At 54.4% G+C, this 14196-nt stretch carries 15 protein-coding genes and 1 pseudogene; 12 read left to right on the top strand and 4 right to left on the bottom strand.

Annotation, left to right across the window (positions count from 1 at the left end; translation table 11 throughout):
- Position 1: 1 nt before the first annotated feature.
- Positions 2-1546 (top strand): helix-turn-helix domain-containing protein, encoded by a 1545-nt coding sequence (locus tag J2X61_RS23000; protein WP_310190860.1) that lies wholly within the window; start codon positions 2-4, stop codon positions 1544-1546.
- A 60-nt stretch (positions 1547-1606) separates the two neighbouring features.
- On the opposite strand, the gene J2X61_RS22995 is transcribed toward J2X61_RS23000, so the two are convergent.
- A complete protein-coding gene (locus tag J2X61_RS22995; protein WP_274472116.1) occupies positions 1607-2896 on the bottom strand; it encodes a glycoside hydrolase family 18 protein in 1290 nt (429 codons plus the stop codon).
- Between the two features lie 216 nt (positions 2897-3112).
- Here J2X61_RS22995 and J2X61_RS22990 point away from each other — a divergent pair, with 216 nt between their 5' ends.
- From J2X61_RS22990 to J2X61_RS22965, 6 genes and pseudogenes are all read left to right on the top strand, one after another.
- Complete coding sequence (locus tag J2X61_RS22990) at positions 3113-3886, top strand: hypothetical protein (RefSeq protein ID WP_274472117.1); 774 nt, start codon at positions 3113-3115, stop codon at positions 3884-3886.
- 10 nt (positions 3887-3896) lie between these two features.
- Positions 3897-4352: a hypothetical protein gene (locus J2X61_RS22985; RefSeq protein ID WP_274472118.1), complete on the top strand. Its 456-nt coding sequence runs from the start codon at positions 3897-3899 to the stop codon at positions 4350-4352.
- A gap of 129 nt (positions 4353-4481) precedes the next feature.
- A pseudogene (locus tag J2X61_RS22980) lies at positions 4482-4679 on the top strand (YiaA/YiaB family inner membrane protein); the annotation flags it as partial.
- Between the two features lie 39 nt (positions 4680-4718).
- Positions 4719-4922, top strand: coding sequence for a YiaA/YiaB family inner membrane protein (locus J2X61_RS22975; protein WP_274472284.1), 204 nt, complete (start codon positions 4719-4721; stop codon positions 4920-4922).
- Between the two features lie 89 nt (positions 4923-5011).
- Complete coding sequence (locus tag J2X61_RS22970; protein WP_310190856.1) at positions 5012-5509, top strand: CBO0543 family protein; 498 nt, start codon at positions 5012-5014, stop codon at positions 5507-5509.
- Positions 5502-5990, top strand: coding sequence for a CBO0543 family protein (locus J2X61_RS22965; RefSeq protein ID WP_310190853.1), 489 nt, complete (start codon positions 5502-5504; stop codon positions 5988-5990). The genes J2X61_RS22970 and J2X61_RS22965 overlap by 8 nt, the downstream gene beginning before the upstream one ends.
- Before the next feature lie 69 nt (positions 5991-6059).
- Here J2X61_RS22965 and xylA read toward each other — a convergent pair whose 3' ends face one another.
- Complete coding sequence (xylA, locus tag J2X61_RS22960) at positions 6060-7376, bottom strand: xylose isomerase (protein ID WP_274472121.1); 1317 nt, start codon at positions 7374-7376, stop codon at positions 6060-6062.
- A 172-nt stretch (positions 7377-7548) separates the two neighbouring features.
- Here xylA and J2X61_RS22955 point away from each other — a divergent pair, with 172 nt between their 5' ends.
- From J2X61_RS22955 to J2X61_RS22945, 3 genes are all read left to right on the top strand, one after another.
- Positions 7549-8724: an ROK family protein gene (locus J2X61_RS22955; protein WP_310190850.1), complete on the top strand. Its 1176-nt coding sequence runs from the start codon at positions 7549-7551 to the stop codon at positions 8722-8724.
- 162 nt (positions 8725-8886) lie between these two features.
- Positions 8887-9315, top strand: coding sequence for a hypothetical protein (locus tag J2X61_RS22950; RefSeq protein WP_310190847.1), 429 nt, complete (start codon positions 8887-8889; stop codon positions 9313-9315).
- A gap of 62 nt (positions 9316-9377) precedes the next feature.
- Positions 9378-9884, top strand: coding sequence for a Crp/Fnr family transcriptional regulator (locus J2X61_RS22945; protein WP_274472124.1), 507 nt, complete (start codon positions 9378-9380; stop codon positions 9882-9884).
- On the opposite strand, the gene hmpA is transcribed toward J2X61_RS22945, so the two are convergent.
- Together hmpA and J2X61_RS22935 are read right to left on the bottom strand one after the other, a co-directional pair.
- Complete coding sequence (gene hmpA / locus J2X61_RS22940) at positions 9879-11108, bottom strand: NO-inducible flavohemoprotein (RefSeq protein WP_310190844.1); 1230 nt, start codon at positions 11106-11108, stop codon at positions 9879-9881. The two genes, J2X61_RS22945 and hmpA, sit on opposite strands and share 6 nt — an antisense overlap.
- Before the next feature lie 188 nt (positions 11109-11296).
- Positions 11297-11572, bottom strand: a complete 276-nt coding sequence (locus J2X61_RS22935; RefSeq protein WP_310190841.1) for a hypothetical protein — start codon at positions 11570-11572, stop codon at positions 11297-11299.
- Between the two features lie 160 nt (positions 11573-11732).
- Between J2X61_RS22935 and J2X61_RS22930 the strand changes: the two genes are divergently transcribed.
- Together J2X61_RS22930 and J2X61_RS22925 are read left to right on the top strand one after the other, a co-directional pair.
- Positions 11733-13223, top strand: a complete 1491-nt coding sequence (locus tag J2X61_RS22930) for a dihydroorotate dehydrogenase (protein WP_310190838.1) — start codon at positions 11733-11735, stop codon at positions 13221-13223.
- Positions 13224-13246: 23 nt separating this feature from the next.
- The gene (locus J2X61_RS22925) at positions 13247-13978 is read left to right on the top strand and encodes a metallophosphoesterase family protein (RefSeq protein WP_274472127.1); all 732 of its coding nucleotides are present in this window, start codon (positions 13247-13249) and stop codon (positions 13976-13978) included.
- Positions 13979-14196 lie beyond the last annotated feature (218 nt).

Below are 14196 nucleotides of genomic sequence, written 5' to 3'. Positions count from 1 at the left end.
CATGCTTCCGGCTTCTGGATCCGAATTTGATTTCGTGTATTTCTCTTCCATTCATAAGCGTCGGTATGATAAGCGGAATATTATGCTCACCAGGACAAGTCCCGGTGAGCTGCTTGTCGTGGTGGCGCAGGGCGCAGGGCATCTCTATGCCGGACAGCTAACGGCTCCCGTCAAGCCGGGGATGTGCATATGGCTGATGCCGGGTCAGACATTCGACGTGCTGCAGGAGTCTGACACGTTGGAAGTATATCTCCTAGCCGTCCGTGAGTTAGCCGTGGCCAGACGCCAAGGGGGCTGGAGCTGCTCGCCGCAGACGGCCAAACCGCCGGGCAGACTGAATGCTGTCATGATGAAGCCGATGTTAGAGGGCATTAAGCGTCTGTACGAGGAAAGCAGAGACGGCCGGGCGGCCGGTGCCGGGCTGCAGATGCGCTTGCAGGGGCTGCTCTACGAGCTGAAGGAGCAGCTAGGTGCACAGCATGAAAGCGGAGAAGCCGTCGGCATTGACAGGACTCTGAGCTACATGCATAAGCATTATAGAGAAAAGATCAAGCTCGAGACCTTGTCGGATCTCGTAGGTCTTACGCCTACCTCGTATTCGAGGAGCTTCAAGAAAGCGAAGAAGATGTCTCCGGTTGAATATCTCAACCGGATCCGCATCGATTACGCCAAGCGGCTGCTGGAACAGCCTGGCTGCTCGGTCAAAGCTGCCGCAAGCGCCGTGGGTATGGGCAGCGAGTTCTATTTCTCCCGGATGTTCAAGAAGACGGTGGGCTTGCCGCCAACGCTCTATGTCAAGAGGAGGCAATTGAAGGTGGCATCCGCTTCCTGTTTCCGGTACAAAGATTGTTTGCTTTCTCTGGGCGTAGAGGATGCCTTTGAGCTGAACGGATATCTAAGCATCCAAACGGGAGAGGACGAGCGGGTTGTGGAGCTTCAACTGGAGCAAATGCGGGAATTCGGACCGGATGTTATCGTCGCCGATGCCAGACACCTGTCGCTCTATGAGCGGCTGAGGCAGATTGCCCCAACGGTTGTCCTGCGTCTCAGCATGGACTGGCGGAAGGGATATATGCAGCTTGCCGAATTGGTCGGCAGAGAAGCGGAGGCCAGGTCTAACTGCCTTCAGCTTGCGGACAGAGTGAGCTTGGCGAGAGAACGCCTGTCTCACACGATCGGTATTAAGACGATTTCGCTGATCCGGCTGATGCATAACGGGAACGTTCGCGTCCAAGGGAAAGTCGATCATCCGCTGAACGATCTCCTGTACGCGGAGCTGGGGCTGCAGCCCGGCAGCTGCGTGCCGCGGGACCGAAGGATCAAGGAAGTTGCGCTGGAGAGCCTGACATCCCTCGAGACGGACTACTTGTTGGTGTGCGACAATGCGGAGGCGGACCGCCGCTTGCTGAAGGGGGCGCAATGGCGGCAGGCCGCCGGCGGAACGCAAAGCCGGGAGCCTCGTCTGATCCCGAACTGGGTCAGCATGAGCTGGGCTCCATCGGGGCAGCATCAAATTATTGACATGCTGGAGCAGTGGGAGGACTAAATAACGAAACCGTCAGGGAGAGTATCCCTGACGGTTTTTCGGCGTGTCTATAAGCCCTCGTTATCCCCGCTTGACGATCTGGAAATTCTCCTCAAGCAGCAGCCAATTTTGCGGGAACTTCAACCCCAGCTTCCAGTAGCTGATGCCTCGCAAGCCAAGCTCCTTCAGCAGACGGAACTTCGCTTGAATGGAACGGGCGTCCTCGAACCAGACCGTATGCTCCTTGCCGGCGTCGTCCCAATAATTGAAATGCGGAGCTTGGGCCGTATAGTCATATAAGATTTGGGCGTTGTATTTGCGTGCCAAATCAATAGCGGCTTGCGGCGAGACCGCTTTGGCGAAAGGGCCGCCTTTGACGAAGGGCAGGGTCCAGTCGTAGCCGTACAGGTTCTGGCCCATCATGATTTTGGAGGCCGGCATTTCGCTCACGGCATATTCCAGCACTTTGCGCACGGGACCGATCGGGGAGACGGCCATCGGCGGACCGCCGCTATAGCCCCATTCATACGTCATGATGACGACGAAGTCGGAGATCTGGCCGTGCGCCCTATAGTCGTGTGCGGAGTACCACTCGCCCGCTTGAGCGGCACTGGTCTTGGGCGCAAGCGCCGTAGACATCAGGTAGCCCTGCTGATGAATCTGATCGGCCGCTTTCCGCAGGAAGCGATTGTAGGCATCCCGATCGGTCGGATACAGATGTTCGATATCGAAATGGATATCTTTGAAGCCAAGCTCCTTCGCCGTGGTTAGGATGGTCTCGAGCAGGCGGTTCTGTACCGTCTGATCCGTGAGAATAATGTGGCCGAGTTCGGCGCTGAATTGGTCTTTCTCGAGATTGGTGACGACCATCATCAGGGTGGTCCCATGCTGCGCAGCGATGCCCCGCAGATCGTCCAGCGGCGGCGCTTGCAGGGTGCCGTCTCGTTGAATGCGGAAGGAGAAGGGCGCTAAGTATGTGAGATGCGGAGAAGCTTCTCTGGAGGCTTGGATCAAGACAGGTGACACTTCATTGCCTCTCGGCTCCAGATAGGCATTCACTTCAGCTTGTTTACGCGGAGCAGGCGGGATATAGAGCCGGAACCCGACAGGCAGCGTTTGATTCAACGAAAGGCTATTGATGGATGCAAGCTCATGGAGATCGAGTCCTAACTTCCTGGCTATCGCATAGAGGTTATCCCCGGGCTGTACCCAATAGTACGAGCCTACAATGGGAATAACCAATGCCTGTCCGATCACCAGCGTTTGGCTCGGTGTCATCTCATTGGCGTCGGCAATCGTATCCACGGATACGCCATACGTTTGCGAAATGCGATACAACGTCTGTCCCTTCTGGACAACGTGGATTTGCATAGGAATTCCTCACTTTCTTATCGTAAGCAAGGAACCGTATCCGAGCCTACTTTTTTCTTTACCATATTCGAGAAGTACACAATGGGTGTATGTCTACTCCCAAACAAAATGGCGTATGCGGAAGGCAAGCTGATGGATGCAAAGTCGATGCATATCTTGACGTCCAATGAAGATAATAGAATAACTGGAAACTTATTCTTCATAAGGATGCTGTACATGCCACAGAAACCCCGCAGACAAATTGCTTTCGTCAGCCTGTTAGGCACCACTCAGCTGCATAAGCGCAATCCGTTTATCATTGCCTGGTGGTCCGCGGCTTTTCCCGGCTTTGGCCATTTGCTCCTGTCCAAATACTTCCGCGGCTTCATGCTTATTGGCTGGGAAATGCTGATCAATAGCCAGATGCATTTGAATGAAGCCATGGTGTACACGTTTACAGGCCAATTCGATAAAGGCAATGAGGTGCTCGACATCAAATGGATGTCGTTCTACGCGCCTGTTTATTTATTCTCCATCTATGACAGCTATCGCACTTCCATCGATATGAATCACCAATATATTTTGGCGAAACGAGAAAATGCCCCGATTGATACGTTCACGATATCCGGTATGGAAATCAATTACCTCGATAAGCGTTCGCCTTGGCTCGCGATTGCCTGGTCGTTGCTGATGCCCGGGATGGGCCAGCTGTATACCCATCGCATCATTAACGCTTTTTTCGTGCTGGGGAATTGGATTGTCGTTTCTTACTGGTCGCATTTGCTGCAGGGGATTCATTACCTGCTGTACTGGGATTTATCGCAGGCGGGTCATGTGCTTAGCATGAAGTGGGCTTTATTCTTACCGTCCATATACGGTTTTGCCCTCTATGATGCCTATGTACATACGGTGGAATATAACCGGCTTTTTGACCATGAGCAGGCCGTGATGCTGAAGAACGAATACCAACACCCCCGCTTTGCATTTCCTAATTCATCGCAGCGAGAGTGAGGAGGACCCTATGCATGTCATAGCGTCATTTGAACATTCGATCTATTTGGAGATGGCGATTACCGCTATTGAAGAGGAAGGTATTCTGAAGGAAAATATTTATGCGGTGCCGCTGCAGGAGCGGCCGACGAAGCCGAAGATGTTCGATACGATTCACAATTCGGATGGTGTCAGCCTGTTCGATGCCGGTGTCGCGATGGCCACGGCGTTCACGGTGATCGGGTCGACGTATGGCTTTGTCTTGAAAGGCGGAGCCATACTATGGGGGCTGATCGGCGCCGTTGTCGGCTTCCTATTAGGCTTCGTCATCGATGTCCTGCACAAAAAGAGAAAAGGCGAAAAGTTCGCGGCGCCGGGCAAAAAAACGGAAGTCATCGTTCTCGTCAACTGTACCAAAGAGGAAGCCAAGTACATCCAAATGACTTTCTGGGAGCATATGGCGCTCGGCGTGGCGGTTTGCGATTAAAGGCTTATGACCAGGTACTATTGGTAAATAGTACTATTTGAAATGAAGGTGTTCTCCTATAATAAGTATCAATAGCAAGATACTACAGAGGCTGCAGCAAGCAGCCGCAGGAGGACGAAGATGATGACAATTCGGAAACGCAATACAGCAGCTTTCACTTTTATGGCATGGGCATCCTTTATCGGTGCATTTCTGGCGATGTTTATCGGGATCTATACGTTGGATGAGTCACTCAGCGTCAAAGGCTATTTCGCCGTGTGCGCTTTATTCCTGACCATGTCGGCGTTCGTGCTGCAAAAGGTGATTCGCGATAATCTGGAAGACAGCTTCGATGCGCGCAAACGGAACACGTCGGCTTTCACCTTCATGGCCTGGAGTTCCTTCGCACTCGCGCTGCTGGGGATGTTCATCGGCATCATTAACTTAGAGCAGCTGCTTTCCGTTAAAGGCTATTACGCGGTTACCGCATTGTTCCTGACCATGTCTTCGTTCGTGCTGCAAAAAACGGTTCGCGACAACAATGACGATGCCGCCTTGCAGCCGGTAGATAAAACGTTTGAAGAGCTGTAGCAAGCACATGTTTCGATTTCTGGCGGATAAATGGAAGTATTTGGGGTATATTGGTCAGTAGGACATATTTGTAAGAAAGGTTGGGTGCTATGACAGTGGAACGAGTTGTATTGATCGCCGTATGGGCGGTCTGTCTTCTGCTCATACCGCTCATGATCCCGAGGCATCGGATCCGGGAAGCCGTCCTGCTGTTCCTTTTCACCCAAATGATTACGTGGGTCATGAGTTTGCTGTTCGTTGAATGGCGCTTCATTGAAAACCCGATCCGTGAATTCCCGGCGGCTACCCAAAGCAATTTTACGAATAATTATTTGCTGTTGCCGCTCGTATCGACGTTGTTCTCTATCTACTACCCCGCGCAGAAGCCTGCTTCCGTCAGGTTTCTTTATCATTTACGCATCGTGCTGGCGATTGGGGTTTACTTGGCTTTCGTTTCCAGCTACACAGAGATATTGAACTATGTTCATTTCAATATTTATGCTCACATCCTTGTTGTATGGCTTGTAATAAATGCCGTAAGAAGCTATGCTTCTTATTTTTTCAAGAAAGAGATCCGGAAGGAAGGGCAGCCAGCAGGCTATGAATAATAAGATCGAATATAGCATCCTCTTGGCCGTGTGGGCGATCGCCTTGACAGGTCTGCTCTTGGTGCCCAAACGCCACCGCCGTAAAGCGCAGGTTGCTTTTCTTTTTCAACAGTTTATTTGCTGGATTCTGGGACTTATCGTTGTGCAAAATAATTGGCTGGACTATCCGGTCAGAGAGCTGAAGCGCAATTATTCCAGCTTGACCTTCGAATTCATCGCCTACCCGGCGATTGCCGTTTATTTGAATATTTACTATCCTGCGATGAAAACAAAGTGGACACGCCTGCTCTTCGTGCTCGCCTTTCCGGCGGCCATTACAGTGGTCGAAATCATACTTGAAAAAAATACGGAGTTGATCGACTATCACTCGTGGAGCTGGTATTGGACATTTGCCAGCATCCTGGTGACGCTTGGTTTGTCTCTCGTCTTTAACCGGTGGTTCTTCCGCGAAGGGAAGAGCGCGGCAGGGGAGACATCTTAGTCCCCATGCGTCAAGGGGGACATAGAAAAGCGGGACCAAGGATATCTCCTCAGCCCCGCTTGATGTTCATTAAGCGTTAATCAGGTATTGGTTAACCGTAGCCTTGATCAATTCCAGGCGGCCCGATTGGTTCACGATGTTGTTGTTGGCAAGCGCGTAAGCTTCGAGCGATTTGAAATCCGCTTTACCAGATACGATATCCGCGCCGATGCCGGACTTGAAGGAAGCGTAGCGCGTGTCGAGAATGTTGTCAAATACGCGGTCTTCGATCAATTTGGCCGCAACCTGCAGGCCGCGTGCGAAGGAATCCATACCGGCGATATGAGCGTACACCACATCGATCGGCTCGAAGGACGTGCGGCGAACTTTCGCGTCGAAGTTCACGCCGCCGCTGCCGATTCCGCCTTCATTAAGCAGAATCTCGTACATTGCCATTGTCGTCGAGTACAGGTCTGTCGGGAATTCGTCGGTGTCCCAGCCGAGCAGCAGGTCGCCTTGGTTCGCATCGATGGAGCCCAGCACACCGTTGATACGCGCAACACGAAGCTCGTGCTCGAACGTGTGGCCGGCCAGCGTAGCATGGTTAGCTTCCAGGTTCAATTTGAAATATGGAAGCAGGTCGTATTTCTGCAAGAAAGCAAGCGTTGTTGCCGCATCGAAGTCATATTGGTGCTTGGAAGGCTCTTTCGGCTTAGGCTCGATCAGGAATTGGCCTGTATAGCCGATTTCTTTGGCATAATCAACAGCCATGTGCAGGAAGCGGGCAAGGTTGTCAAGCTCCAGGCCAAGGTCGGTGTTGAGCAGTGTTTCATAGCCTTCACGGCCGCCCCAGAAAACATAGTTCTCGGAACCAAGCTCTTTGGCATGGTCAAGAGCTTTCTTCACTTGTGCCGCAGCATAAGCGAAAACATCGGCATTATTCGTTGTAGCCGCACCGTGTACGAAACGCGGATTCGTGAACATGTTCGCTGTGTTCCACAGCAATTTTTTGCCGGATGCTTGCATGTTGTCTTTGATCAGCGCAACGATTTCGTCCAGGTTGCGGTTCGTCTCTTGCAGCGTGTCGCCTTCAGGCGCGATGTCGCGGTCGTGGAAAGCGAAGTAGTCGACATCCAGAATGTGCAGCAGCTCGAAGCAAGCTTCAACACGCGCTTTGGCCAGCTCCATACCGGAGTATTGATCCCAGTCGCGTACCATCGTACCACTGCCGAACGGATCTGCGCCGTTAGCGGAGAAGGAGTGCCAGTAAGCGATTGCAAAGCGCATATGCTCACGCATTGTTTTGCCTAGAATCACTTGGTCAGGGTTATAAAATTTAAAAGCCAGCGGGTTCGTGGATGTGCGGCCCTCGTACTTAACTTGTTGGACGTTCTCAAAGTAGCTCATGCATTCAGCCTCCAAAATGGATTATTAATTGCCTCTGAAGTCATCATAGCATCATTCGATAAGTTTGTAAATTCATTAAACAAACTTAGTTCGTGCATGCTGCGTTCTTTCGTGATAGAATCAGGGCAAACATATAGAAATATAGCAATTGGAGCAGTGTGGGGGCTATTGGATGAAACAAACCGGCGATTTGAATCTAGTGAAAAAAATTAATAAATCGATCGTACTCCATCATATTCGGACGGACTCGCCCATCTCTCGGGCGCGCATCGCAGAAATGACAGGACTCACGAAGGCGACCGTTTCGAGTCTTGTGAATGAGCTGATCGAAAGCAGCCTTGTCGAGGAAATCGGCGCAGGCGAGTCGAGCGGCGGACGCAAGCCGATGATGCTTCTGTTCAATGGGACGGCCGGCTATGCGATTGGGGTCGATCTGGGGGTGCACGACATTCTGGCGGTGCTGACGGACTTGAACGGCAAGGTCGTGAGCGAGAAGCGAGCCTTGCATGACAACGCCTCCGCCGAAGCGGTCATTCAACTGCTCAAGCGGACGATCCGCGAGCTGATCGACAGCGCGCCTGTGAGCGCCTATGGGATCATCGGCATCGGCATCGGGGTGCCCGGTATATGTGACGAGGAAGGCAATCTGCTCTTCGCGCCGAACCTGAGCTGGGAGAACGTGCCGCTCCAGAAGCTCATCGAGGATACGTTCCATATTCCCGTCGTGATCGACAACGAAGCGAACGCAGGCGCTGTCGGCGAGAAACAGTTCGGCGCGGGGACAGAGACGACGAATCTGGTGTATATCTCCATCGGCATCGGGATCGGTGCCGGAATCATCATCAAAGGCGAGCTGTACCGCGGCGCAACGGGCTTTGCCGGCGAGATCGGGCACATCTCGATCCAACATGACGGGCCGAAGTGCCGCTGCGGCAGCTTGGGCTGTTGGGAGCTGTACGCGTCCGAGCATGCGCTGCTGGAGCAGGCGCGAAGGGAGCTGGGCGAGCCGGCCCAGCTGGACACGCTGCTCGCCAGGGCGGAAGCGGGGGACAAGACGGCCATTGCGCTCTTCGAGCGGCTGGGCTATTACCTCGGCGTCGGCGTAGTGAATATTATCAACGGCTACAATCCCGAGTTCATCATTCTCGGGGGCCGTTTGGCCGGAGCGGAGAAATGGCTCATGAAGCCTTTGCAGGATCTGCTCGAGAAGCGTTCCCTGCCTCTTCCGCGCAAGCTGCTGAACGTGGAGTTCTCGAAGCTGAGCGACCGTTCGACCGTGCTCGGGGCGTCTTCCTTCGCGGTTGCGAAGTTTTTTGCCTCCACAACGGTTTCCGTAGACAGTAATTAACAGGAAATTTCGAATTGACCTTCCGTTCATATGTTATGTAAAATAAGAAAGGCTATCTTATTACTTACATATAAAGGACGGGAACCAACGATGCTTCTGCGTTCAATCATCATTTGCTGTTACCTGATGGGAGCTTATTGGGCGTCCTATCATTATCCATCAATGAAGATGGTATTTTATCCGACACTCGGTGCGTTCAGCTTCCTGTTCATGCATCGTGTGGATCAATTTAAAGATGTCGGCCGAATAACGATCGGAGCTATTATTGCCGTTACGATCGGCAGTGTCATGTACGCGATCAGCCACGGAGCTGTCTCCTTTTTCCTGACGGCAATTGTTACGATTTCCCTTATCCAGCTTTTCAAATGGAACGCGGCTCCGATACTGGCCGTTTCCTTCGTCCCTTTTTTCGCTCACCCGACTTCGATCTGGGCATTGCCGGCGGCCGTTTTCGTCTCGCTGCTCGGTCTGATGGTATCTGTGTGGCTGATCGGGAAGATGGAGCAGGTGCCGGTCGTGACAAGAATCACTATGGTTCTTGAAGATCTCCGGGCCAAGACAGCAACCGCCGCGATGAAGAAAGAACTTTAAAACGAAAAAAAGCGACCAGCATGAACCTGCTGTCGCTTTTTTCTCATAAAGGAGACTTGCGTATGAAGCTGCATAAAGGAGAGACACTATTCCGGCAAGGTGAAACGGGAGGTCTGTTCCGGTTAAAGAGCGGGCTGCTCAAAATTGTCCGCGTTCACGAGGACGGCCACGCTACGCTCGTTAACATTATCGTGCCGGATGAAACGATCCCGCATCATTCGCTGATCAGTCCCAAGCCGTACCATGGGACGGCGGTGGCTCTTGTGTCTTGTGAAGTAGAAACGATCCCTGCCGAAGCTTGGTACCGGGATTTGGAGATGAACCCGGAGAAGTTCAGAGTCATTGCCCAGCAGCTGCAGGACAAGCTCCGGATGATGCAGCAGCGCATCGACCAGCTGGCGGAAGTCACTCCTGCGGGCAAGCTGAAAAAGCTGGAGAACTGGGTGCGCACCTATCTCGGCGACACCGTTCTGACCGATATATTGACGCAGGAAGAGATCGGCCAACTGGTCGGGCTGCGGCGGGAGACCGTGAACCGCCTCTTGCGTGAACAGTCGTTGAACCTATAGCGTACCGGCAGGACCGAAAAATTCGTAATGCCGATCCCCATCCGGAACTCCCCAATCCCGCAAAGCGCTGTTGACGCCTTTCATGAACGGAACGGGACCGCAGAAATAGAAGCTTGCCTCGCGCGCGGGCACAATGCTTTGCAGCCAATTGAGATCGATATACCCCTCTTTGTGATAAGCGTTAGCGGCACGGTCCGCCTCCGTCGGCTGATTGTAACACCAGTACGCGCTCAGCGAAGGGCGCTCCGAGGCCAGCTGCTTCACGTGCGCTTTGAAAGCGTGGTGATGGCTGTTTTGCGCCGCATGAATAAAGGTGATGGGACGGTTCGAGCCGGCCTTCACTAATGTATTCAGCATGCTGACCATCGGCGTAAGGCCGACGCCTCCGCTGATCAGGACGACCGGCCGGGTGTCCGTTTGGTCCAGCGTGAAATCTCCGGCCGGCGCGGAGAGCAGCAGCGCATCGCCTTCCTTCATCGCTTCATGCAAGTACACCGACACTTTCCCTCCGGGGCGGTCTGCCAGGCTGTCTTCCCGTTTCACCGAAATCCGGTAATAAGGCTTGCCGGGAGCATCGGACAAGCTGTACTGACGAATATGCGTATATTCTTCCCCCGGGATCTCCAATTTGACGCTCACGTACTGACCGGGTTCAAAGGCAGGGAGAACCGCCCCGTCTTCCGGCATTAGATAAAAGGAAGTAATCACATCGCTTTCCTCCACCTTGCGGGCGATGCGGAATCGTTTGAAATCTTTCCAGCCGCCGCCTTGCGCCTCAGCCGAGTGATACATATCCGCTTCCATGCCGATGAAGGCATCGGCAATGACGCCGTAGGCTTCGCCCCAGGCTCCCAGGATTTCAGGCGTAGCGGCATCGCCAAGCACATCTTGGATGGCGGCAAGCAGATGCTGGCCGACAATCGGGTAATGCTCCGGCTTCACGCCAAGGCTGCGATGTTTATGGGCAATCTGTTTCACCACAGGCAGGATCGCCTCAAGCCGGTCGATATGCAGGGCGGCCGCGTATACGGCATTCGCCAGCGCCGTCTGCTGCCTGCCTTGCTTCTGGTTGGCATGGTTGAATATGTTCAGCAGCTCGGGATGAGAAGTAAAGAGCATTTCATAGAACCGTTTCGTAATGGCTGTTCCATGAACTTCCAAGACGGGAATCGTGGATTTAATGGTGGCAATTGTATGTTGATTTAACATAAGGACACGCCTCATTTCAGTAAGTTTTGGTGTTTATGAGCAAAGTATAATAAAAGACGGGTGAGCGGATTGTGATTATAATCACACCAAAAGACAACAATCTGTGTCTGTATCCATCCGAGACCGTTTCGCGGTATACTAGAATGTAGAAATTTCCATATCCTTATAAAAGACAGGTGAGCGTGGATGCCTGACTGGTCTTATCATTCGATATTTAGGCCCTTGCTGTTCCGTATGCCTGCCAAGCTGGCCAGAAATTTGACTTTACAAGCGATGGGCGGCCTCAGCCGCTTGCCGGGGGGCACCTTCGTGATCCGCACGATGGGCCATGTCGAGCTGCGGACCGAGCTGCAGGATGAGCTCGCCGGTGTACGCGTCTCGTGCCCCGTCGGCTTATCCGGGGCGCTGGATCCGCACGGGACGGCGCACCAGGCGCTCGCGCAGTTCGGGATCGGCTTCATCGAGCTCGGTCCCGTCACGGTGCGCGAGGTGCGCTGCGACGCGCCGATCGAGCGCGCGTCGGACCAAGAAGCCATCGTGTACCCCGATGGCTATGCCAACGATGGCGCGGACGCAGTCGCTGCGCGTCTGCGCAAGGGCACGGGGCATCGCCTGCCGCACTTCGTGCGGCTGCGGCCGATGCCGGGCAGCTCGCCGCGCGAAGCGCTGCTTCAGCAGCAGGAGCTGCTGGAGAAGCTGGCGCCGTACGCGGCGGGCTTCTACATCGACGGCCTCGCCGAAGGCTGGCCGCCGGAAGAAGCTGTGGCGTACCTCCGCGAGGTACGCCTGTTAGCGGCAGCGGCCGGCAGGCCGGCGCTGCTGGTTGTGCCGCCGCGGCTGCCCGAAGGGACGCTGCGGATGATCGCCGCCCAGCTGGCGAGCTGGAGCGGGGTTGTCGCCGGCGAAGCGCTGCCGGCGGGCGGGCGCCGCGTGTGCGTCGGCGGCCGTGAGGTGCTGCGCGCGCAGCTGGATCTGGTGCGCGAGCTCCGCGCGGCGGGGGCGCACACGATTATTGCGGCGGGAGCGGTGAGCCAGCCGCAGGATGCGCTGGAGCTGCTGGCCGCCGGCGCGAACGGCATCCAGCTGCACAGCGGGCTGGTGTACGCCGGGCCGGGGCTGCCGAAGCGGGTTAACGAAGCGATCCTGTATGAGCGCATTCGGGAGACGGAAGAGCTCAGTCCACCGTCCTTTTGGGCGAATTGGGGCTGGATGAGTCTGCTCGGCACCGGTATGATCATCGGCGGCGTGCTGGCGCTGCTGGTCGCGCTAACCACCGTGCTTCTGCCCTATGACGAAAGCTTCCTTGGCGTCACTCGCAGTGTCATCAACAGGTGGAACGGGCATCTTCTACATTTCATGTCCCATGACCGAATCACACTTGCCGGCACGATGATGTCCATCGGCATTTTCTATAACCAGTTGGCCAGGCACGGTCTGCGCACCGGCTCCCATTGGTCGCGTACGGCCCTGTTAGCCTCGTGCACCGTCGGTTTCTCCTCTTTCTTCCTGTATCTCGGTTACGGCTATTTCGATCCGCTGCATGCCGTCGCGGCGGCGGTTCTGCTGCCGATGCTCCTGCTGACGATCCGGGGGCTGAAGGATCTTCCTTCGCGGAAGCCGCCTGGGCTTTATAATGACGCCGTTTGGCGCAGAGCCCAATGGGGGCAATGCTGCTTCGTCATTCTGGGCGCCGGCCTCGCCGTGGGAGGCCTTACGATTGCTTGCGTCGGGGTGACGACGGTGTTCGTCCCGACCGATTTGGCCTTTCTGGGCGTGACCGCGGAGGAACTCGCCGCTTGGAACGAGCGTCTCATCCCGCTCATCGCGCATGATCGGGCCGGCTTTGGCGGTGCGTTGTTTTCGCTGGCTGTGGCGATCACGGCCTCTGCGCTCTGGGGGGTAGCCCAAGGCGAAGATTGGCTATGGCGGACATTCCTCTGGGGAGGCATTCCGGGCTTTGCATCCGGGCTTCTGGTTCATCTTCATATTGGATACACGGATTTCGTTCATTTGCTTCCCGTATATATCGCTTTGCTGCTGTATGCGGCGGGCCTGTACCTGCTGCATCCGTTCCTCGTCCTGAGGGCGGACCGGGGTCTGGACCGGGCGGCATCGGCGGAACCATTTTAAACGTCAAAGGCAGGTGCGGCTTGGTGGAGAAACTAGCCCTTATTTCAGATATCCATGGCAATATGCCTGCATACGAAGCGGTTATGAACGACATTCAGGGTCGGAACGTCACGCAAATTCTTTGTCTTGGCGATCTCGTCGGCAAGGGACCGCATTCCGAGCGTATTGTGGATCTTGTACGGGAAACCTGCGATGTGGTCATCAAGGGGAATTGGGATGATTTCATTGGCAATCCGACTGTGGATCCAGTCTTGCTGTGGCATCAGAACAGGCTCGGGAAAGAACGGACGACCTATTTGAAGGAGCTGCCGTTCTGCTACGAGTTCTGGATGAGCGGTAAATTCGTAAGGCTGTTTCATGCTTCGCCGAGAAGCGTATATGAGCGCATTCAGCCTTGGGATTCCATGGAGAGCCGGAGCTCGATGTTCGAGTCCTCCGAAGCCTGCGATGAGCGGCGGGAGGCGGATGTCGCCGGCTATGCCGATGTGCATAACGCTTTCTTGCAAATTCTAAAAGGCCGGATGCTGTTCAACACGGGGAGCGTCGGCAATCCGCTCGATATGACGCAGGCTTCCTATGTGCTGCTGGAAGGGGATTACCATAGCAAGGAGGCCGGAGTGTTCAATCTGCAGCATATTCGCGTTCCTTATGACATTGAGCTTGCCGTTCAGCAAGCGAAGGAGGAAGGGATGCCGGATGCAGACGCTTATATTCTGGAGCTGCGGACGGGGCAGTATCGGGGACGTAAGAAATAACACGTTACTGGGCGCGAGTTGGAGTCCTCTAACGGACTGGAAAGCCGTTATTCCTCGAATATAGGGGCAATTTCTGATGTAACGGACTCACGTGCTCTTATTTGGCGAGAAATCGTGCGAAACTCGAGGAAATCGATAGAATAGTGGCACCACAGTCCGTTACATTTGAATTCGGAGCCAAAAATAAGAAATAGCGGCAGCTGTGTCCGTTAGGGAGG

The organism is Bacillus sp. 3255 (assembly GCF_031456485.1).
Classification (GTDB): domain Bacteria; phylum Bacillota; class Bacilli; order Paenibacillales; family NBRC-103111; genus Paenibacillus_E.
This window is presented reverse-complemented; position numbering and strand designations above follow the sequence as displayed.